This window comes from Methylophaga sp. OBS4, from assembly GCF_026319305.1.
Lineage (GTDB): Bacteria > Pseudomonadota > Gammaproteobacteria > Nitrosococcales > Methylophagaceae > Methylophaga.
On sequence record NZ_JAPDMV010000003.1, the window covers coordinates 88,289 to 107,674 of the forward strand.

The following is a 19,386-nucleotide window of genomic DNA, read 5'->3' on the forward strand; positions in this document are numbered from 1 at the left end:
GCGGTCCGTTTTGTCAGGAGGAAATATGCAATCAGAACACAAAATCACACTGGCGCCGGTGACTGACGATAATCACGAAACACTGGTCAAAGCGAAAAAAAACCTGGGCTTTATTCCCAACATGTATCGTAATATGGCGACAGTCCCCGGCTTACTGGAGACGTATCTATACGGTTACGACCAGTTCCGTCAGCAATCGGCGTTCACCCCCGCCGAGCAGGAGGTGGTGTTACTGACCATCAGCCGTGAAAATGGATGCAGTTATTGTGTCAGTGCCCACAGCATGATTGCAGACAAGATGTCCAATGTCCCGGTCGAGGTGACCGATGCTATCCGCGACGACCAGGCCATTCCAGATCCGAAACTTGCCGCTCTGCATGCCTTTACCCGGGTCATGCACGACAATCGCGGCTTACCTGAAGAGGAGGATGTGAGAGCATTTCTTCAAGCTGGCTACAGCGAGCGTCATATTCTCGATATTGTCACCGCCATCGGAGTTAAGACCCTGAGCAACTACACCAATCATCTTTTCCATACCGAAGTTGATGAGATGTTCGAATCAAGGAAATGGGAAGATTGATGTTGGAAAAAGAGAGTAAGAAAAAGCAGCCATCATACCTGTTTGATCACTTCGATTTCGGTGTGATGATGTCGGATCTGCGGTTCAGTCGAAAAGCAAGACGTACTGACAGGATAGATACCGGCAAGGAAGTCCGTTTGGCCGGCGGTGGCACGACAACGCTTCGACAACTCGCCTCAAACCTGCCATTGATGCTGGTCACAGGATCATTGAGCTGTCCGATGACGGTCAGCGCCTTGCCTTTCTTGCGCGAGTTGTATGCAGCGTCCGGACAGCAGTTTGCCTTTGCCTTGGTCTATGTGCGGGAAGCCCACCCTGGAGAATCCTATCCACAAGCTAAGCAACAGGATGAAAAACGGGCAAATGCCGAAAGGTTCAGGGATTTCTATCAACTTGATATGCCTGTCATCGTCGATGATATTGACGGCAGCCTGCATCGGACACTGGATACCAAACCCAACTCCTTGCATATCATCAGTGCCGATGGTGACATTCTGTTCCAGTCATTGTGGTCGGGAGATTTTGACGCTGTCAGGCAGGCTTTGATAGATATAGCCGCCGGTCGGCCACCGCAGCGAACTGTCAGCCAGAAAATGCTGATGCCTTTTCTGCGAGGGGCAGGCTATATGCATCAAACGCTGAATCTGGCTGGCAAACGCGCCTACCGTGAATTACTTCTTGGCGCACCGCCGATCTGGCTCTTGTCACGTATCGCGGGAGCATTATCCATGGTCTCTCAGTCAAAACGAGGCCTGGTTGCGATGGCGATAATGATCTTCATTGCTTTGTTGATCGTTCTGCCAATCGTGTTATAACCAGCATCCCGGCCGATCGCTGCGTGTCCTGCTCCTATGGTTCGGTGCCCGGTCCTCCGGTTCATGGCAAGGAAAACCCCGCCGGAGATGGCGGCGGCATGTGACATTGGTGCGCCTTGTGCTGTAAAACTGAACCAGACTGCATACTGAAACAAAAGGAAGCCGGCTAAGCGATGGATGAAAAAGAAACTCACCCCTTGATTCTCGCCGGAGCAGGTCATGCTCACTTGGTGGCAATGCGGCAATGGCTTCTGGCCGGTTTTAAACCGCCTGCCGGTACAATTCTGCTCAATCCCACTGATAATGCCTGGTATTCAGGCATGATGCCGGGATTGCTGGCAGGGCGTTATCAACCCGAAGACTGCGCAATTCCACTGCAGCCGTTATGTGAAAAGCTGGGCATTGAATTGATCTACGGTACCGTTGCTCACCTGGATGCCGATAAAAAAACCATTATCTCCGGGCAGGGGCAGCAATATGGTTATCAGGTTTTATCGATAAATACCGGCGCATCGCCGCCCGGACCGGATATCAGAATGGCGGAGATCCCGGTCACACCGGTAAAGCCGTTCACGACTTTTATTCAGCAGTGGCAGCAATGGCTGAAGCTGGACGAACCGGCCCATCTGGTGATCCTCGGCGGCGGTGCTGCAGCCTTTGAGGTCAGTCTGGCACTGCGGAAAAAATTACCGCAGTTTGATCTCAGTCTGATTTGTGAGAAATTCTTGCCCGATCACCCACCTGGACTGGCGTCCCTTGCAGGTTCAATTTTAAAGAAAAGGGCCGTGCGGTTGATCGACAATCAGCTCATCGATCAAATTAAAGGCGATCAACTGTTAAATGGGGATCTGGCTGTAACTCGTTGTGACGGGCTGGTTTTAGCCACCGGGTCGGCGCCCTTGTCCTGGTATCCGGCTTCATCACTCGACTGTGATGATCGCGGATTTATCAAAGTCGGCAACACACTGCAGAACACCGCCTTTGCGGAAGTTTTTGCTGCAGGCGACGCCATAAGCCTCAGTGGCGCCAGGCATTCCGGGGTTTATTCGGTCAGACAAGGGACGATATTAGCTCGGAACATTCCTGCCTTATTCGAAGGCAAGCCGTTGATTGAATACACACCACAAAAAAATGTACTGGCCTTGCTTGATACTGCTGACGGTAAAGCGCTCTTCAGTTATGCAAATTCGGCCGCTTATTCTCTTTTGTTTGGCCTCTGGAAAACATATCTGGACCGAAGGTTTGTCAAAAAATTACGAATAGCTTGAAGCTGCCTTTTTAAAAAAATAGGGCGATCTTTGTAACAACACAGTTCTTCAGAAGACTCATTATTCATAATGTAAGAGAGGACAAAAAATATGCATGAGGTAGTTAAAGACTACTACGGCCGACAGTTGCAGAACTCGGCGGATTTGAAAACCACGGCGTGTTGTGATGTCACAACCATTCCGGAATGGCTGAAACCGCTGCTGGCCAACATTCATGATGAGGTATTGGTGCGCTATTACGGTTGCGGTCTGGTGTGCCCGGCCGAGCTGAAAGGCTGCCGGGTTCTTGATCTGGGCTGTGGCAGTGGTCGCGATGTGTACGCGTTGGCGCAGATGGTCGGACCGGAGGGTGAGGTGGTCGGTGTTGATATGACCGATGAACAGCTGGCTGTTGCCGAGCGGCATCGCCACTATCATGGGGAAAAATTCGGTTTTGATAATGTACGTTTTCTGCATGGCTACATCGAAAGGCTCGACGAACTGGGGCTGGAAGCTGAATCATTTGATGTCATCGTCTCCAACTGCGTTATCAACCTGTCTCCGGACAAACCTGCCGTGATGCGGGGTATCTACAATCTGCTCAAACCGGGCGGTGAATTCTATTTTTCCGATGTTTATGCCGACCGGCGCATACCCGAGTCCGTTAAAAACGATCCGGTGCTCTATGGCGAATGTCTGGGCGGCGCTCTGTACTGGAAGGATTTCGAACGGCTGTCTCACCAGTCCGGCTTTACAGATCCACGGTTGATCGAAGACAGGCCGCTTGAAATCACCGATCCGCTGCTGGCGGCTCATATCGGTGCGATTCGCTTTTATTCTGCCACCTACCGGCTGTTCAAGATCGCCGATCTGGAAACAGCCTGTGAAGATTACGGCCAGGCTGTCATTTATCAGGGTACGGTTGAGCATCACCCGGCTCGTTTTGTGCTGGACAAGCATCACGATATTGAAACCGGCAAGGTATTCCCGGTCTGTGGTAATACCTGGAAAATGCTGGCGGAAACCCGTTTTGCCGCGCATTTTCAATTTATCGGCAATTTTTCCCGCCATTACGGGATTTTTCAAGGTTGCGGCACCGACTTGCCTTTCGCTGACGGTGATGATCAGAGCAATGCTTGTTGTTAGGTGTTTAGTCCCCCCCAGTGATGGAGAGAAATAATGAACTATGAAGTTATGCTGTTTTGGCTGGAAGCCAGATTGCAGACAGGTTCTAAGGGGTAATAACGATGAAGCCATTTTTCCATGCTGGTATTGCTATCGTACTGGTGGGCCTGATGCACACGGCTTATGCCGATGATGATAGGCTCACGCTGACCGGTTCCAGCACCATTGCGCCGCTGGCAATGGAAATTGCCAAACGTTATGAATCACAACATCCGGGCAGCCGGATTGATGTGCAGATGGGGGGATCGACGCGTGGCATTATCGATGCCCGTTCCGGCCTGGCTGACATCGGCATGGTCTCACGCGGCCTGAAAGAAAATGAATCAGACCTGACGGCGTTTACCATCGCACAGGATGGTATCAGCATCATTATCCACAGTAGTAACCCGGTCGAATCGCTCAGTAATGAACAGATCATAGCTATTTATACCGGTAAGCTGAGCAACTGGTCGCAAGTGGGGGGCGAAGATCGTGAAATCACCGTGGTCAACAAGGCGGAAGGCCGTTCGACGCTGGAGCTGTTCCTCAAATTTTTCAGCTTGAAAAACAGCCGGATCAAAGCGGATGTAGTGATTGGCGATAATCAGCAAGGCATCAAGACTGTAGCCGGTAGTCCCGGCGCTATTGGTTATGTATCGATTGGCACGGCTGAGTTCGAACAGACAGCGTGCACCCCGATTAAACTGCTTCCCATGGAGGGGGTGACAGCCTCGACGGAGACAGTTAGCCAAGGCCGGTTCCCTTTGTCACGCCCATTGAATTTAGTGGTTAAACATCAGAACAAAGCCCTGGCACAACAATTTATTAAATTTGCGCAAAGTGCCGCTGTTCATGATCTGGTAGAGGCGCAGTTTTATGTTCCAACTACGCAGTGATCAGCTGGCCTCCATTATCCTGAGATTTGCCGCCTTGCTCTGTGCGGCGGTCCTGCTGGCCATTATCGCTGTATTGTTGAAAGAGTCTGCGCCGGTATTGAGCGAAGGCGGCTGGCAGAAATTCTTTATCGACACCGGCTGGTACCCGCTGGAAGGCCTGTTTGGCATGCTGCCGATGCTGCTGGCCTCGCTGGCCGTGATGGGCCTGGCGATAGTGTTGGCGGCGCCACTGGGTATTGCCTGTGCGATCTTTGTCGCTTTTGTGGCGCCGGACTTTCTGCGCAAGCCCTATCGTTTCCTGATTGCGCTGCTGGCAGGCATGCCCTCCGTGGTGCTGGGTTTGTGGGGGTTGATGGCACTGGTGCCTGTTATTGCCAGCTGGCAGCCGCCTGGCACCAGCCTGCTGGTGGCGGGCTTTGTCTTGAGCCTGATGATACTTCCCACGGTGAGCCTGACCACATTGGCGGCGTTTGAATCACTGCCCAACAGTTTGCAGCAAGGTGCCGCCGCCATGGGCATTCGCCAGTCCAGTCAGATTCTGAAAATACTGATGCCTGCAGCTTCGGCTTCAATTGCCGGTGGTATTTTGCTGGCGGTGGCACGAGCTTTGGGGGAAACCATGGTCGTATTGATGGTGGCGGGAAATGTGGTGCAATATCCGACAGGTCTGTTTCAGCCGGTCCGAACGCTGACCGCCAATATTGCGCTGGAGATGGCCTATGCGACGGATTTGCACCGCGCTGCTTTGTTCTTTTCAGGCTTGCTGTTAACTGCGCTGGTGTTGATTATTGCTTACGGCGCGGCACGTTTGCAGCGGGGCGCCCACCATGTCTGAGCGGCTATTTCATGGCTTTATCTGGCTCTCGGCATTGCTGGTGCTGGTATTGCTGCTTTGGATTATTGGCGGCTTGCTGGACAAGGGCTTGTCTCATCTGTCGCTGTCCTTCCTGCTCGAAGCACCGGCCGATTCAGGGCGTTCCGGCGGTATCGCGCCAGTGCTGGTGGCGACTTTGCTGATCCTGGGCGTGACGTTTGTTGCCGCTTTGCCTTTGGGACTGGCTACTGCTGTCTGGCTGGCCGAATTTACCCGACGTAACAGCCGCTTTGCCGGTTATGTCAGGCTTTTCCTGGATGTGCTGGCAGGTGTGCCTTCCATTGTATTTGGTCTGTTCGGCTATGCTTTTTTCAGTCTATACCTGGGCATGGGATTCTCCATTATGTCCGGTGGTTTGACCCTTGCCTGCATGATCCTGCCGGTGTTTATCCGCACCTGCGAAATGGGAGTCCGTTCGGTCAACGATAGCTGGCGGCAAGGTGCGTCTGCGCTGGGCATGCAAAAAATCAAGGCGGTGTGGCATGTGCTGTTACCAGCTGCTGCGCCTGCCATCGTCGCCGGCTTGATTTTGAGCATGGGGCGGGCAACGGCAGAAACGGCTGCACTTATTTTCACCAGTGGTTATGTTGACCGGATGCCGGGATCGTTACTGGATTCCGGGCGCGCCCTTTCCGTGCATATCTATGATCTGTCAATGAATGTTACCGGTGGCGATGCTGCCGCGCAGGCTTCAGCTCTGATGTTGTTATTGATAATCATTTTTTTCAATGTCTCTGCTTATGCTTTGACCGACCGTTGGATGGCAAGGAGATTTCCCGATGCTAACAGTTGAAACCCCCTATACAATCGGTTCGCTCAATCTGGCCAAGGCCTGTTGTGAGCCGGTCGCCCACCTGGAAGTGAGGGATTTATCCGTTTCCTATCAGCAGAAAACAGTGCTGGGATCGGTTTCATTGAATATCTATAAAGGCTGCATTACCGCCTTGATAGGACCTTCCGGTTGCGGCAAGACCAGCTTTCTTTCCAGCCTGAACCGAATGACAGACATGAGCCCCGGTGCTTCAGCCAGTGGCAGGGTGATCTTTGATGGCAGTGATGTGCTGTCAAATTCGGTCGATTGCCTGCAACTGCGTCGGCGGATCGGCATGATTTTCCAGAAACCGAATCCTTTTCCCTTATCTATTTACCGCAATCTGGCATTGCCACTAAAAGAGCACGGAGTTCGCAGCAAGGCGGAAATTGACAGAAAAATCCGCCAGGCTTTATCCGATGTGGGCTTATGGGAGGAGGTGCATGACCGTTTGAATAGCCCGGCCACCAGACTGTCCGGCGGCCAGCAACAGCGTTTGTGTATTGCCCGTGCTTTGGTGCTTGAACCGGAGATCCTGCTGATGGACGAACCCTGCAGCGCGCTGGATCCGATTGCCTCGGCGGTAGTGGAAGAACTGATTATCTCTTTGCGCGGACGTTATACAGTGGTGATTGTCACGCATAACCTGGCGCAGGCAAAACGGGTTGCCAATTACGCGGCTTTTTTCTGGATGAAGGAGCGTGTCGGCAAACTTATCGAATTCGGTCGCAGTCAGCATCTTTTCGAACAACCGCAGGATGCCCTCACGGCGGCTTATATCAGTGGTGCAAAAGGATGAATAACTGTTTCAGCTGTAACATTCAGGGTGCTGGTCAGTCCCATTTTTATCAATTTACTGGAATTGGGGAACAGACATGCATGAAACGCTAGCCTATCTCAAACCGGGAGACTTTCCCGTCATTCATCGGCAGGCACTGCACACGCTTCAGGTCAATCTCGGCTATTTGTGTAATCAAAGCTGCGTGCACTGTCATGTCAATGCCGGGCCCAACCGCACCGAGATGATGGACGAGGATAACCTGCAATTGCTCGTCGAGTTACTGGATTCCGGCCGCATCAAAAATCTGGATCTGACCGGCGGCGCGCCGGAAATGCATGCTTTTTTCCGCTATCTGGTTATGCATGCAAGGCATGCAGGCGTCCACGTGATTGATCGCTGCAATCTGACCATTCTTTCCGAGCCTGGGTACGAGGACATGGCGCAGTTCCTGGCCGATCATCAGGTGGAGGTGGTGGCTTCGCTGCCGTGTTATTCGCCGGAAAACGTTGACGGGCAACGGGGGAAAGGGGTCTTTGGTCGCAGTATTCAGGCGTTACAGTCACTCAATGCGTTGGGCTATGGAAAGCAGGACAAGGGTTTGATTCTAAACCTTGTCTATAACCCGCAAGGACCCTCTTTACCACCCGGCCAGCAGCAGCTTGAGCAGGATTACAAACGGGAATTACAGTCGCATTTCGGCATTACATTCAACAGACTGTTCACCATGACCAACATGCCCATCAAGCGCTTCGGTTCGATGCTGATTTCGAAAGGGCAGTTCGATGATTATCTCAATCTGCTCAGAAACAATTATCAAGCAGACAACCTGAAGCATGTTATGTGCCGCAACGTGATAAGCGTTGACTGGCAGGGTTATCTCTACGATTGCGATTTCAACCAGCAGTTGGGGCTGCCACTCGGAGAACAGCAAAAACCGCATTTGCGGGATTTGTTGGCAGGTTCCTTTGAAATGGAAAAAATCAATACCGCCAATCACTGCTATGGCTGCACAGCAGGGCAGGGCAGCAGTTGCGGCGGTGCACTTTGATGCCGCGATCTCACCTTGTTATCACCGGGAAACAGCACTGATGAAAAAAAAGATAATCCTCACAGTGGTCGTACTGCTGATCGCTACATTTTTTGTATTTGATTTACAGCAATACCTGACGCTGACCAGCCTCAAGAACAGCCTTGCAGAATTTGAGCAATGGCGGAGTTCACAGCCTGTAGCAGTCGGACTGGGTTTTATGGCGGTTTATATCATCGTCACTGCCTTGTCCCTGCCCGGTGCGGCGGTGATGACCCTGGCTGCCGGTGCGCTGTTCGGCCTGCTGTGGGGTACGGTGATAGTCTCTTTTGCCTCCACCATCGGCGCGACGCTGGCTTTCCTGGTCTCCCGTTTCCTGCTGCGGGACTGGGTGCAGAACCGTTTCGGCAAGCGGCTGAAAACAATCAATCGCGGTATAGAAAAAGAGGGTGGTTTTTATCTGTTTACCCTGCGGCTGGTGCCGATCTTCCCGTTTTTCGTGATTAATCTGTTGATGGGGCTGACACTGCTTAAGACCTGGACATTTTACTGGGTCAGCCAGGTGGGCATGCTGGCGGGCACGCTGGTTTATGTCAATGCCGGTACGCAACTGGCCCAAATCGACAGCCTGGCGGGGATCATGTCATTCAAGTTACTGGCCTCGTTTGCCTTGCTGGGTTTGTTCCCGCTAGTGGCGAAAAAAATCGTCAATGTGGTGCAGCGACGCCGGGTTTATCAAGGCTGGAGCAAACCGAAACAATTCGATCGTAACCTGGTGGTTATCGGCGCTGGCGCAGCCGGCCTGGTGTCGTCCTATATTGCTGCCACGGTCAAGGCCAGCGTGACTCTGGTGGAGGCGCACAAAATGGGCGGCGATTGCCTGAACTACGGTTGCGTGCCGAGCAAGGCAATCATTCGCAGCGCCAAGCTGGCCCAGCACATGCGGGATGCCGAAAAATACGGACTGGAAGCGGCCGAATCGCAATTTTCCTTCCGTAAGGTCATGGCGAGAGTCCATAACATTATCAGCCAGGTCGAGCCGCATGACAGCGTCGAACGTTACACCAGGCTGGGCGTTGAGGTGCTGGAGGGTTACGCGAAGATTATCGATCCATGGACAGTTGAAATTGCCTTGAACGATGGCGGCACGCAGACATTGACCACCCGCAGCATCATTATCGCTACCGGTGCCCAGCCGGTGGTACCCGATTTGCCCGGCATCAATGAAGTCGGATATGTAACCAGCGATACGATATGGGAACAATTCGCCAAACTCGATGCTATGCCGCAACGACTGGTGGTGCTGGGTGGCGGTCCGATAGGCTGTGAACTGTCACAGGCATTTGCCCGGTTTGGCTCACAAGTCACACAGATCGAGCGATCCGATCGTATTATGAGGCGGGAGGATCCGGAAGTATCGGAACTGGCGAAGGCAGTATTGACCGATAACGGGGTCAACGTGCTGACCAGCCACGAAGCCCTGCGTTTCGAGCGCAACGGCGAACAGAAATTCATCGTGGTCAACAACGCCGCCGGTGAGCAACGGATGGAATTCGATGCGCTGTTGTGCGCAGTGGGGCGCGAATCGCGTCTGCAAGGCTACGGGCTGGAACAACTGGGTATTGACAGCAACCGCACCATCGGCAGCAACGAGTTTTTGCAAACCCGTTTCCCGAATATTCTGACTGCGGGTGACGTGGCCGGCCCTTATCAGTTCACGCATATCGCAGCGCACCAGGCCTGGTATGCCTCGGTCAATGCCTTGTTTGGCCACTTGAAAAAATTCAAGGCCGATTACCGGGTTGTTCCCTGGACCACGTTTATCGACCCCGAAGTAGCTCGCGTCGGCATCAATGAACAGGAGGCAAAAGAGCAGGGCATTGACTATGAGGTGACCCGCTATGGCATTGACGACCTGGACCGGGCGATTGCTGACAGTGCGGCGCATGGTTTTATCAAGGTATTGACACCGCCCGGCAAGGATACAATTCTCGGGGTGACCATAGTCAGCGAACATGCCGCTGAACTGCTGGCCGAGTTCGTATTGGCGATGAAACACGGGCTGGGGCTGAATAAGATCCTCGGCACCATTCATACCTATCCGACCTGGAGCGAGGCAAATAAATATACTGCGGGCGAGTGGAAACGGGCCCACGCACCCGCGAAAGTGCTGGCGCTACTGGAACGTTATTTTCAATGGCAACGGGGGTGATGATGCGTTTGATTTTATTTCTTGCCGGCATGTTGATGGTAAATCAGATTTATGCCGCTGATTTTGATCACGGTATCTGGGATAAATTATTGCGGAATCACGTGGTTGTGCTGGATGACGGCAAGGCTACACAAGTTGATTATGGCGGGTTTTCCAATGAGCGAAGCAGGCTCAAACTTTACCTTAATCAACTTGCCGCTGTTGAAGCAACACAGTTCGAAAAGTGGCCGGCTGAGGCGCAATTGGCGTTTTTGATCAATGCTTACAATGCCTGGACTGTTGAGCTTATTCTCACCGCATACCCGGATCTGGAATCCATCCGTGACCTTGGCAGTGTTCTGCGCTCGCCGTGGAAAAAAACGTTCATTCCCCTGCTGGGAGAAGAGGTCTCGCTGGATCACATTGAACATGACATGATCCGTGGCAGCGGCCGCTTTGAGGAGCCACGCATTCATTTTGCCGTCAATTGCGCAAGCGTTGGCTGTCCGGCACTACGGGCAGAAGCCTACAGTGCTGAACGGCTCAATGAACAGCTTGAGCAGCAAACCCGCTTGTTTCTTGCCGATGCCAGCCGCAATCGACTTGAAACGGGGCGGCTCGCTGTCTCACAAATTTTCAAATGGTATCGCGAAGATTTTGAACAGGGCTGGCGCGGCAGGGAGTCATTGGCGTCGTTCCTGGCCATCTACGCCGACGCACTGGATCTTTCAGCAGCGCAGCAAGCGGCCTTGCAGACAGGGGCGCTGGAAATCGAATTTCTCGATTACGACTGGAGACTGAACGACAAATCATGAAGCCACAGCTTGCCATTATCGTCCCGATGCTGAATGAAGCCGGTACCTTGCCGGAACTGCTAGCGCATTTGCAGCGCTTTCACGACAGGGGCATGGAGATCGTGCTGGTCGATGGCGGCAGTGATGATGCTACACGGGACATCGCCAGTCAGTCTCCGTTCACCGTGATCACTTCAACCCGTGGCCGTGCTCTGCAAATGAATACTGGCGCGCAAGCCAGTGATGCCGGCGTTTTGTTATTCCTTCATGCTGATACCCGGCTGCCGGACACGGCCGATATTGCTATCGGCAGGGCGCTGGCGGCAGGCCGCCAATGGGGGCGTTTCAATGTGAAGATTGAAGCCAGGCATCCTGTGCTCAAGATCGTTGCGATGATGATGAATCTGCGATCGAGGTTGTCTGGCATAGTAACGGGTGACCAGGCCTTGTTTATGACTCGGGAAGTGTTTAATAAAGTGGGCGGTTTCCCCAGACAACCGCTGATGGAAGACATCGAAATCAGTAAAAGGCTCAAGGGGCTCGGCCTGCCTGCCTGCCTGTGGGATCAGGTCACGACGTCGGGCCGGCGCTGGCAAAAATTCGGGGTCTGGCGCACTATCTGGCTTATGTGGCAACTGCGATTTGATTACTGGCGCGGGGTGCCGGCCAGCAAACTGGCGGGGCGTTACCAGTGAAGCCGGTTCGTATCGTGATCATGGCCAAAGCCCCTTTACCCGGCCTTGCCAAAACGCGGTTGATCCCGGCCCTTGGCGAAGATGGCGCTGCGTTGCTGGCACAACGAATGCTGGATCACACTATTGCTACGGCACTTGCAGCCGCTATCGGCCCGGTTGAATGCTGTGTTACGCCAGACCACCTGCATCCTGTTTGGTCTGCAAGACAATACGATGCCGCATTGCATTGGAGTTCACAAAGCGATGGGGATCTGGGCGCGCGCATGGAGGATGTTTCCCGCAGGGTGATTACCGATGGTGAGTTTCTGTTGTTGATCGGGACCGATTGTCCCGGGCTGGAGGCTCAGCATTTACAACTGGCGGCCCGGTGGCTGGAGCATGGAGTGGTAAGCATGATACCGGTATTGGATGGTGGTTATTGCCTGCTGGGGTTGAGCCAGTTTGATGCGACCCTATTCAGCAATATTTTCTGGGGCAGCGCTGTGGTGGCGCAACAGACACGACAGCGTGTCAGTCAATTAGGCTGGAATATGATAGAGCTGGCGACATTGCAGGATATTGACGAGCCGGGGGATTTGGCTGCGTTGCCGGCAGGTTTCATGGATCCTGTTCAATTTTCTCTATCAAACGGAGGAATGTTATGAAAACAACAAAACTGCAATGGTCACTTTTTTTACTCCGGCTGGGCGTGTTTATTGTCATGTTGATGTGGACACTCGATAAATTCGTGCAGCCGGAACACAGCAGTAAAGTGTTCGAAAATTTTTATGGTCTGGGTGGCTGGAGTGACACCGCATTTCTTGTTGTCGGTGTGCTTGAGCTGATTCTCATCATCGCTTTTGTCGCCGGCGTGTGGAAACGGTGGAGTTACGGCTTGGTGGCTATTCTTCATGGCATTTCGACTTTTTCATCGTTTCCGCAATACCTGGATCCGTTCAATCACCTGCTGTTCTTTGCTGCCTGGCCGATGTTGGCCGCCTGCGTCACGCTTTATCTGCTGCGTGATGAGGACCGGCTGTTTTCCGTTAATTATCCGCGATAGCGAGAAGGGGCGCACATGGCTTATCAACAACTGTCAGACTTGTTTTCGTTGTCGTGACCATGTTCACCAGCATGGTGGCATTGGAGGAACCCTGCCGTATTGATCATGTCGCTGACAACATCGAGGGCATGTATAAGCGACAGGTGAACGAATCCGGCATGGGCTGCCGGCCCCGTTAACTCGTGGGCGGAGTCGGCTTTTGGCGTCTTCAACAATGAAAATCAGGTTAATCCTGACGGTTATCACGCTTGCCGCGATAGCTGTTGTTGTTCTGCTTGGTCTTAATACGGTCAGGCAGCTGGAACGGACAAACCGTCAACTGGTTGAAACGGCGCTGCCATTGTTTGAACACATTCAATCGGTCAAAAATAAACTCAATCACCAGGAATTATTGTTTTACCAATATTACCTGGACGGTGAAAACCGGCAATTTAATAAGCAGTTAGCTGAAACGTCGGATCAGATTCAGCGTGAGCTGACAAAAATGGAATCCATAATGGGGCCGAGCGCACCATTGCGAGAAATCCAGACCTCGGCGGCGCATCTCAAAACTATCTCGAGAAAATTTGATACGGCCATGTTGCCGCCTACGGACTGGGATGAAGCCAGGGCGGTATTGTCAGAATTTACCCCGATAGCTGACAGCATCAATCAGCAGAGTTTTGCGCTGTTGAGCGACATCAATGACAAGGTGAGGCACAATGCCTCGGCCAGCCTGAACGAGACTGAAAAAGGCGTCGGCTGGATTGCCGCAATGAGTCTGATGCTGTTTATAGCCGCCGTTTTTCTGTTGTTGATCAATAAAAAACTCTCCCAGGCATTGAGGGAACAAAAAAGGCTGACAGCTTTTCCCGAACTCAACCCGGATCCGGTTATTGCCATCAACAAGCTGGGACAGGTCGATTACGCCAACCCGGGAGCCAGGCAGTTGTCACAACAGCTATTCCAGACCGAAGATACCTCGCTGCTGTTACCAGACGGCCTGGAAGGCTTGATGTCCCGCGCCAGAAACCATCTGGGCAACGTGCGGCTGGAGTACGATATCTGCGGCAGAACATTCAGCGCCGAACTGCACTGGCTGGCAGACCTGGCGGAGTATCATCTTTACCTAACCGAGGCGACAGCAGAGAAACAGGCGCGGGAAAAACTCGCGCACATGGCCTATCACCAGGTCCTGACAGGCCTGCCCAACCGACAGCAACTCGAACAGTCATTCGAACATCGCCAGGCCGCCTTTCTTGTCCTGCTCGAAATCGATCGCTATCAGCACATCATTACTTCCAGTGGGCATGCCACTGCCGATCTGGTCATCAAGAAAGCTGCCGGTCGTTTGCGGGCGTTGATTGACCAAGCAGATGTCGCGTTGTTTCACCTGGAAAGCAATCTGTTTGCCATTTTGTTCGACAAACATGACGAGGTAACAAGCCTGGTGAACCGGGTGATTGCAAAATTCTGTGAACCTATCATCTTGAGCGAGCGTCATTTTTATCTTTCTTTGAGTGCCGGTGGCGTGATGCTCTCACCAGGGGACGAGTTATTCGAAGCGTTGCGAAAGGCGGACAGTGCACTGCGGACCGTGTCGAGCTCCGGCGGTAACGGCTATCGCGAGTTCGATGATGAACTGGACAGGCTTTACTTAAGAAAAACAGCTCTGCAAAACGATCTCAGACATGCCGCCAGGCATGAAGAATTTGTTATCTACATGCAACCGATTTATTCGGCCATCAGTGGCACGATGGTTGGCGCCGAAGCCCTGATACGCTGGCATCGCCGTCGTGATGAATGGGTGTCGCCCGTAGAGTTCATCCCGGTGGCCGAAGCTTCCGGACAGATTGTTATGATCGGTGACTGGGTGATCGAGCAGGTATTTAATGTGGCGAAGCAATGGACGGCCAGCCATGATGAACCGACAAACCTGGCGATCAATATCTCGGCAAGCCATTGGGAAAACGAACGGTTATGCGACAGCCTGAAAGTGCAACTGGAAAAATACCGGCTTGAAGCGAGTCTGTTTACGCTGGAAATCACCGAGCAAGCGGCTTTGCAGGATATTGAAAAAACAATCACTACCATGCAGACACTGAAAAGCCTCGGGTTCAAACTGGCTATCGATGATTTCGGTACCGGCTACTCTTCGTTGAACTACCTGCACCGGCTACCCGTTGATAAACTGAAAATCGATCAGAGCTTTGTGCGCCAGCTTGAAGAGAGCGGTAAGAATGCCGCGATCGTAAAAAGTGTCATCGCCCTTGCTCATCAACTGAAATTACTGATCGTGGCCGAGGGTGTAGAAACAAAAGCACAACGGGAAACGCTGGCAGAATGGGGCTGTGATCAACTACAAGGATACCTGCTGGCCAAACCGATGCCAGCTTACGATTTCCTGGTTATTGAACAGCAGTAAGCCGGTGACGAATTTTGAACAAGCGTCAATCATCCTGTTTTCCTGCCTCGCTCTTGCAACTGATCGCATGAAGTTTGTCCGCTAATGCCTCCATATCAGCAGTAGTTATTTCCGGTTCAGGCTTCAGCCTGGAGACCGTTGAGACGGCGAGCTTGAGCTGTTTCAGGAACTGCCGGCATTGACCACACATCAGGAGATGGAATAAAACACCCAGCCTTGTCATCAGGCCAGCCTCATGATCAAGATAATGACTGGCCTTGTCGTGAATGTCCTTGCAAGAAAACATCAATTTCATTGTTCCTGGTACTCAGCAATAGCTTTTCTGATAGTAAGACGTGCCCGATGTAGCAGCACCCGGACATTGGACTGACTCACATCAAGGATGTTACAAATCTCGTCAAAACCGAATCCTTCCATATCGTGTAATGACATCACCGCACGTTGATTATAGGGCAGGCCATCGAATGTTTTCTGAATCACCTCTCTCAGTTCCGAGCTGGATAGGAGTGCCTCTGGAGAATCGTTATGCCAGGGTTTCGGCGGGTGAGACCACCTGCCCTTGTCATCGAAAGCGTTTTCGTCAGGATTGTGCCAGCCTTCATCGAGAGAAACATGCCTGTTTTCCCGTTTCAAACGTGTTTTAGCACGGTTGCTGACAATTTGGATCAACCAGGTTCGCAGCGCTGACCGTCCCTCGAAATCGTGGATTGCCTTCAATGCGGCCACCCAGCTGTCCTGAACGACTTCATCAGCAAACGCTTCGCCGACAATCGCCCTGGCAATAGCCAGGAGTTTGGGGTGGTAAAGGCTGACCACTTGGCGGAATGCTTCCTGATCACCTGCTTGTAACTGGCTGATAAGGGTCGCTTCGGATTCGATATTTATCCTGTTAGTCGACATTTTTGGGTGTCCGGAGGGATTCTTATTGTGATTGGAAAATATCTTTTTCCGGAAGAGTCTATCATCAGCCAATTGTAACGCCTACTTTGACGGCTACAGCAGCCTTTCTTACTGGAATTCTTTCACTCCAATCGTTGTTTCAAGCATTGCTGGAGAGGTCAGGTCAAACGACAAAGTGTGATCTGATAATGAGTCATTTGTCATGCTGCCATAAAATGCCATGGCAACCCTGTTATTTTTTGCTACAATTGCCACCTGCAACGATGGGGGTTGTTGGAAACGTTGTCGAAAATCGGCGTTTTCACAAATCTTCAAAAACCCGCAAACCGTTGCAATATCTAATGTCGGGGCATGGCGCAGCCTGGTAGCGCACTTGCATGGGGTGCAAGGGGTCGTAGGTTCAAATCCTACTGTCCCGACCAATCATTTCTCTAGCTCACTATTTCAGTCTCAATACATGTCTTGACGTATTGCTGCTAATGTTTACCCCTTAAATCCTGATCGGCCTCACAGGCTAATTGACTTCTGTTTCAACCGATTTTCTGCCAGTAAAAACTACCACGCATCACTGGTTTCATATCTGTTGATATTGATTTATTTTCCCGTTCGGGAAAATTTGTTTGTCATATTTTGATATTAGTCGTAATATTCCTGAACGGGAATATTTAGTGGTCAGAAACATGAGTCAAGATAAAAAAATACCGTACGGTAATATTGAGTCCGTCGAGGATATTGGCAAGCTCGTCCGGGCCCATCGTAAATCACAATCTGCCACCCAAGCAGAATTTGCTGCGTTATGCGGTGTTGGGGTACGTTTTATCTCTGATCTGGAAAATGGCAAGCAAACCATCGAGCTTGGCAAAGCCCTGCATGTGCTGAAAAGCCTGGGACTGGAAATCAGCATACAGCCACGAGGCTGGAAAAAGCATGACAACACACAACCACTGGCTTCCGACAGATGAAATCTCATCGTTTATCTGAACAACCAGCCCAGTAAAATCAAAGAATGAATCGCCACTAATTTGCTAGACACCTTTCAGCCAATTTGATTATGAGTTGCAGATAACTGGAACAGTCCAGGTCAATGGCAATTGCTGTATTTTGTCATTAAGAATCATCCGCTTGCCGACGGTAATAAACGCAGTGGATCGTTTTTGTTTTTATGGTATTTGAGTTTGAATCAACACTTGCTGGCTAAACCTGTTGAGCAGTTAATCAATGACAATACATTGGTCGCATTAGCTTTGCTGGTGGCGGAAAGCCTGCCTAAGCAAAAAGAGCTGATGATAAGGCTTATAGAGCATTTTATTTTATTGAGAAAATCATAGCCTATGATTACGGAAGATCAGCTGGAGCAGCTCTGCCTCGATTGGTTCAAATCTACCGGCTACGACTATATCAGCAGTTATGATATTGGCAAGGTGGGTTCTCTGTAGTTGGAAATACTCAGCTGATGAAGCTGTTGAGTTGTGTTTAAAACAGGATGGGGTGCTATCTGCAAGTTGGTCGAGCTAAAACTCAACTGTTCCAACCTATTCTTCTTCAGCGTTTTTCCTTTGAGCCAGAATCGCTGTGATAGCACGCCAAGCCGCCTGACGGTCGAGTTTAAGCGGGTGCAGATCAACGTGGGCAAGGCCGTCAATAAGAAATAATTCGAACTGATCGGCTGGTACGGCTTTGCTCAAAGCGATGCTTTCGGTGTAGGGGATGATGGTGTCGTCGGTGCCATGCAGTAAAATCAGTTGTGCCTCAAGTTGTGAAAGATCCTGGCTGGCAATGTTAAGCGCTTCAAGTTGAGCGCGGATTTCAGCGGGCAGCTTGGCAATCAGGGATTGGCTGAGTGCCGGATCACGATTTTCGATTAATGCCAACACAGACTCACCTTCAGGGGTGAGCTGCTGCTCCAGATCGTCAACTTGTGCTGCAGGCATGAGTTGCTTTTTCAGTTCGTCATTTTGTGCTTCAGGGTTACGCAGTTTGTGTTTGGCTATGGTGCGTAAGATCCGGCGATCATCAGCATTACGTAACAGATCGACGTTACTGAGTATAAATACCCATTTGCCATATCGGTTTGGTTCCAGATATTGCCATTCGCCCTGCCTGCGGAAATAACCTGTGGTAAAAAATCTGATGACTTGGTTAAGGTCATAATAGCCGCCCACGCCCAGTACGAAGTTGACTTGTTCACAGATTGAGGCATTGAGTGCTGCCAACACAGCCGGGCCAGCCGCATAGCTGAACGCGCCGATGCCTGAAGGGATGTTGTTGCTGGCCTGGGGCAGGCTTTGCATATATTCAAACGTATCGACCAACCCTTGTACGTCTTCTTCTTTTACTTTAAGCGCACGCAGGTTAGGTAAGTCGGGTACCAAAACCAGAAAGCGGACACGGGCCAGGGTGGTGGCAAAAGACTTGAGGCGGGGATCGTTCTTGCCAGCTTCGGCGAGTCCCGGTACCAGTACCAGTGCGGCCAGTGGTGGTTGGGCCGGTATATACAAGTCTGCCTGATAGCTGCGGTCTTCGATGGTATAGAAAATTTGCTGTCTCTCGGGGGCGGGGGTGATGTCTTTGAGGTGTGATGGTTTTTCCACTGCCGCCAGATCTTTCAATACCCATGTTGCTTCGTCATCAGGCAAGCCCAGGCCGCATCCGGTCAACAGCAGTAACCCGCTCACAGCGGCTGACCACTGCCATAGGATATGGCTGACTGCTCTCCAGTTCATTTTAGCTGCCGGCTCAATTCAGTTAATTTCATAACTTACTCCTGTGAGCGGTGATGCAGTTGATGAGTTTATATTTTGTCACTTCAGGCGGGTGATTAACACCGTTGGCTGGAAACAGCCGTTTAAAACCTAGCTAACCTGAGCTGCGTATAAGGAAAAGAATAGAAACGACACCCATCTTTTCCTATATGTACAACAAGAGATGCCTCCGCTACGGTTATGTCCAAGGATGGACGGTATGCCACCAATGCAGGAGCAATTGGTGGTCGGCAAGACACCGTTTCTGTTTACGGCGAGCCCCTTGGAGTATAAAAGAAGTCACCCTGACCGATAACTGCATCCTGCGTTATCGGCATACATCACATCCATGTGAATAAGCGAAGCCGAAGGGTCTCAGCTCGAACTTTTGAAGCATTATTTCTTACGCAGCTCAGGTTAGCTA

The 19,386-nt window shown here is 51.6% G+C and carries 20 protein-coding genes and 1 tRNA gene; 18 read left to right on the forward strand and 3 right to left on the reverse strand.

From position 1 onward, the window contains the following. Window positions 1-25 precede the first annotated feature (25 nt). The 15 genes from OMP95_RS01480 (at window position 26) to OMP95_RS01550 (ending at window position 15,321) form a co-directional block, all read left to right on the forward strand. A complete protein-coding gene (locus tag OMP95_RS01480) occupies window positions 26-580 on the forward strand; it encodes a carboxymuconolactone decarboxylase family protein (protein ID WP_266325182.1) in 555 nt (184 codons plus the stop codon). Further along, complete coding sequence (locus OMP95_RS01485; RefSeq protein WP_266325184.1) at window positions 580-1,395, forward strand: hypothetical protein; 816 nt, start codon at window positions 580-582, stop codon at window positions 1,393-1,395. Before OMP95_RS01480 ends, OMP95_RS01485 begins: the two co-directional genes overlap by 1 nt. 173 nt (window positions 1,396-1,568) lie before the next feature. Continuing rightward, on the forward strand, window positions 1,569-2,663 hold the full coding sequence (locus OMP95_RS01490) for an FAD-dependent oxidoreductase (RefSeq protein ID WP_266325186.1): 1,095 nt from the start codon (window positions 1,569-1,571) through the stop codon (window positions 2,661-2,663). 90 nt (window positions 2,664-2,753) lie between these two features. Then, window positions 2,754-3,788 carry a methyltransferase domain-containing protein gene (locus OMP95_RS01495; protein WP_266325188.1) on the forward strand — a complete coding sequence of 345 codons (1,035 nt, stop codon included), beginning with the start codon at window positions 2,754-2,756 and terminating at the stop codon, window positions 3,786-3,788. A 101-nt stretch (window positions 3,789-3,889) separates the two neighbouring features. Further along, window positions 3,890-4,702 (forward strand): phosphate ABC transporter substrate-binding protein, encoded by an 813-nt coding sequence (locus OMP95_RS01500; protein ID WP_266325190.1) that lies wholly within the window; start codon window positions 3,890-3,892, stop codon window positions 4,700-4,702. Further along, window positions 4,683-5,537: a phosphate ABC transporter permease subunit PstC gene (gene pstC, locus OMP95_RS01505; protein WP_266325192.1), complete on the forward strand. Its 855-nt coding sequence runs from the start codon at window positions 4,683-4,685 to the stop codon at window positions 5,535-5,537. Before OMP95_RS01500 ends, pstC begins: the two co-directional genes overlap by 20 nt. After that, a complete protein-coding gene (gene pstA, locus OMP95_RS01510) occupies window positions 5,530-6,369 on the forward strand; it encodes a phosphate ABC transporter permease PstA (protein WP_266325194.1) in 840 nt (279 codons plus the stop codon). The genes pstC and pstA overlap by 8 nt, the downstream gene beginning before the upstream one ends. Next, window positions 6,356-7,186, forward strand: coding sequence for a phosphate ABC transporter ATP-binding protein (locus OMP95_RS01515; protein WP_266325196.1), 831 nt, complete (start codon window positions 6,356-6,358; stop codon window positions 7,184-7,186). The genes pstA and OMP95_RS01515 overlap by 14 nt, the downstream gene beginning before the upstream one ends. 76 nt (window positions 7,187-7,262) lie before the next feature. Further along, window positions 7,263-8,216: an arsenosugar biosynthesis radical SAM (seleno)protein ArsS gene (gene arsS, locus OMP95_RS01520; RefSeq protein WP_266325198.1), complete on the forward strand. Its 954-nt coding sequence runs from the start codon at window positions 7,263-7,265 to the stop codon at window positions 8,214-8,216. Window positions 8,217-8,256: 40 nt separating this feature from the next. Continuing rightward, on the forward strand, window positions 8,257-10,407 hold the full coding sequence (locus OMP95_RS01525; protein ID WP_266325200.1) for an FAD-dependent oxidoreductase: 2,151 nt from the start codon (window positions 8,257-8,259) through the stop codon (window positions 10,405-10,407). Next, a complete protein-coding gene (locus tag OMP95_RS01530; RefSeq protein WP_266325202.1) occupies window positions 10,407-11,201 on the forward strand; it encodes a DUF547 domain-containing protein in 795 nt (264 codons plus the stop codon). The genes OMP95_RS01525 and OMP95_RS01530 overlap by 1 nt, the downstream gene beginning before the upstream one ends. After that, window positions 11,198-11,875 carry a TIGR04283 family arsenosugar biosynthesis glycosyltransferase gene (locus OMP95_RS01535; protein ID WP_266325204.1) on the forward strand — a complete coding sequence of 226 codons (678 nt, stop codon included), beginning with the start codon at window positions 11,198-11,200 and terminating at the stop codon, window positions 11,873-11,875. The genes OMP95_RS01530 and OMP95_RS01535 overlap by 4 nt, the downstream gene beginning before the upstream one ends. Then, window positions 11,872-12,519, forward strand: a complete 648-nt coding sequence (locus OMP95_RS01540; protein WP_266325206.1) for a TIGR04282 family arsenosugar biosynthesis glycosyltransferase — start codon at window positions 11,872-11,874, stop codon at window positions 12,517-12,519. The genes OMP95_RS01535 and OMP95_RS01540 overlap by 4 nt, the downstream gene beginning before the upstream one ends. Further along, a complete protein-coding gene (locus OMP95_RS01545; RefSeq protein ID WP_266325208.1) occupies window positions 12,516-12,917 on the forward strand; it encodes a hypothetical protein in 402 nt (133 codons plus the stop codon). Before OMP95_RS01540 ends, OMP95_RS01545 begins: the two co-directional genes overlap by 4 nt. Window positions 12,918-13,131: 214 nt before the next feature. Further along, window positions 13,132-15,321 (forward strand): putative bifunctional diguanylate cyclase/phosphodiesterase, encoded by a 2,190-nt coding sequence (locus OMP95_RS01550; RefSeq protein WP_266325210.1) that lies wholly within the window; start codon window positions 13,132-13,134, stop codon window positions 15,319-15,321. A gap of 25 nt (window positions 15,322-15,346) precedes the next feature. On the opposite strand, the gene OMP95_RS01555 is transcribed toward OMP95_RS01550, so the two are convergent. Next, window positions 15,347-15,607 (reverse strand): zf-HC2 domain-containing protein, encoded by a 261-nt coding sequence (locus OMP95_RS01555; RefSeq protein WP_266325212.1) that lies wholly within the window; start codon window positions 15,605-15,607, stop codon window positions 15,347-15,349. A 5-nt stretch (window positions 15,608-15,612) separates the two neighbouring features. Continuing rightward, on the reverse strand, window positions 15,613-16,221 hold the full coding sequence (locus tag OMP95_RS01560; protein ID WP_266325214.1) for an RNA polymerase sigma factor: 609 nt from the start codon (window positions 16,219-16,221) through the stop codon (window positions 15,613-15,615). 345 nt (window positions 16,222-16,566) lie between these two features. Here OMP95_RS01560 and OMP95_RS01565 point away from each other — a divergent pair. The 3 genes from OMP95_RS01565 (at window position 16,567) to OMP95_RS01575 (ending at window position 17,549) form a co-directional block, all read left to right on the forward strand. After that, window positions 16,567-16,643 (forward strand) — tRNA-Pro (locus OMP95_RS01565). A gap of 258 nt (window positions 16,644-16,901) precedes the next feature. After that, window positions 16,902-17,183: a helix-turn-helix transcriptional regulator gene (locus OMP95_RS01570; RefSeq protein ID WP_266325216.1), complete on the forward strand. Its 282-nt coding sequence runs from the start codon at window positions 16,902-16,904 to the stop codon at window positions 17,181-17,183. Window positions 17,184-17,312: 129 nt separating this feature from the next. Next, window positions 17,313-17,549 carry a Fic family protein gene (locus OMP95_RS01575; protein ID WP_266325217.1) on the forward strand — a complete coding sequence of 79 codons (237 nt, stop codon included), beginning with the start codon at window positions 17,313-17,315 and terminating at the stop codon, window positions 17,547-17,549. A 204-nt stretch (window positions 17,550-17,753) separates the two neighbouring features. Here OMP95_RS01575 and OMP95_RS01580 read toward each other — a convergent pair whose 3' ends face one another. Further along, a complete protein-coding gene (locus OMP95_RS01580) occupies window positions 17,754-18,944 on the reverse strand; it encodes a hypothetical protein (RefSeq protein WP_266325219.1) in 1,191 nt (396 codons plus the stop codon). Window positions 18,945-19,386 lie beyond the last annotated feature (442 nt).

Bases quoted from the DNA above. Each gene is read 5' to 3' on its own strand.
- OMP95_RS01485 (WP_266325184.1), top strand. From the start codon at position 580: ATGTTGGAAAAAGAGAGTAAGAAAAAGCAGCCATCATACCTGTTTGAT.
- OMP95_RS01560 (WP_266325214.1), bottom strand. From the start codon at position 16,221: ATGTCGACTAACAGGATAAATATCGAATCCGAAGCGACCCTTATCAGC.
- OMP95_RS01580 (WP_266325219.1), bottom strand. From the start codon at position 18,944: ATGAACTGGAGAGCAGTCAGCCATATCCTATGGCAGTGGTCAGCCGCT.
- OMP95_RS01535 (WP_266325204.1), top strand. From the start codon at position 11,198: ATGAAGCCACAGCTTGCCATTATCGTCCCGATGCTGAATGAAGCCGGT.
- OMP95_RS01490 (WP_266325186.1), top strand. From the start codon at position 1,569: ATGGATGAAAAAGAAACTCACCCCTTGATTCTCGCCGGAGCAGGTCAT.
- OMP95_RS01545 (WP_266325208.1), top strand. From the start codon at position 12,516: ATGAAAACAACAAAACTGCAATGGTCACTTTTTTTACTCCGGCTGGGC.
- arsS (WP_266325198.1), top strand. From the start codon at position 7,263: ATGCATGAAACGCTAGCCTATCTCAAACCGGGAGACTTTCCCGTCATT.
- OMP95_RS01570 (WP_266325216.1), top strand. From the start codon at position 16,902: ATGAGTCAAGATAAAAAAATACCGTACGGTAATATTGAGTCCGTCGAG.
- OMP95_RS01555 (WP_266325212.1), bottom strand. From the start codon at position 15,607: ATGTTTTCTTGCAAGGACATTCACGACAAGGCCAGTCATTATCTTGAT.
- OMP95_RS01515 (WP_266325196.1), top strand. From the start codon at position 6,356: ATGCTAACAGTTGAAACCCCCTATACAATCGGTTCGCTCAATCTGGCC.
- OMP95_RS01530 (WP_266325202.1), top strand. From the start codon at position 10,407: ATGATGCGTTTGATTTTATTTCTTGCCGGCATGTTGATGGTAAATCAG.
- pstC (WP_266325192.1), top strand. From the start codon at position 4,683: ATGTTCCAACTACGCAGTGATCAGCTGGCCTCCATTATCCTGAGATTT.
- OMP95_RS01525 (WP_266325200.1), top strand. From the start codon at position 8,257: ATGAAAAAAAAGATAATCCTCACAGTGGTCGTACTGCTGATCGCTACA.
- OMP95_RS01495 (WP_266325188.1), top strand. From the start codon at position 2,754: ATGCATGAGGTAGTTAAAGACTACTACGGCCGACAGTTGCAGAACTCG.
- OMP95_RS01500 (WP_266325190.1), top strand. From the start codon at position 3,890: ATGAAGCCATTTTTCCATGCTGGTATTGCTATCGTACTGGTGGGCCTG.
- OMP95_RS01550 (WP_266325210.1), top strand. From the start codon at position 13,132: ATGAAAATCAGGTTAATCCTGACGGTTATCACGCTTGCCGCGATAGCT.
- OMP95_RS01480 (WP_266325182.1), top strand. From the start codon at position 26: ATGCAATCAGAACACAAAATCACACTGGCGCCGGTGACTGACGATAAT.
- pstA (WP_266325194.1), top strand. From the start codon at position 5,530: ATGTCTGAGCGGCTATTTCATGGCTTTATCTGGCTCTCGGCATTGCTG.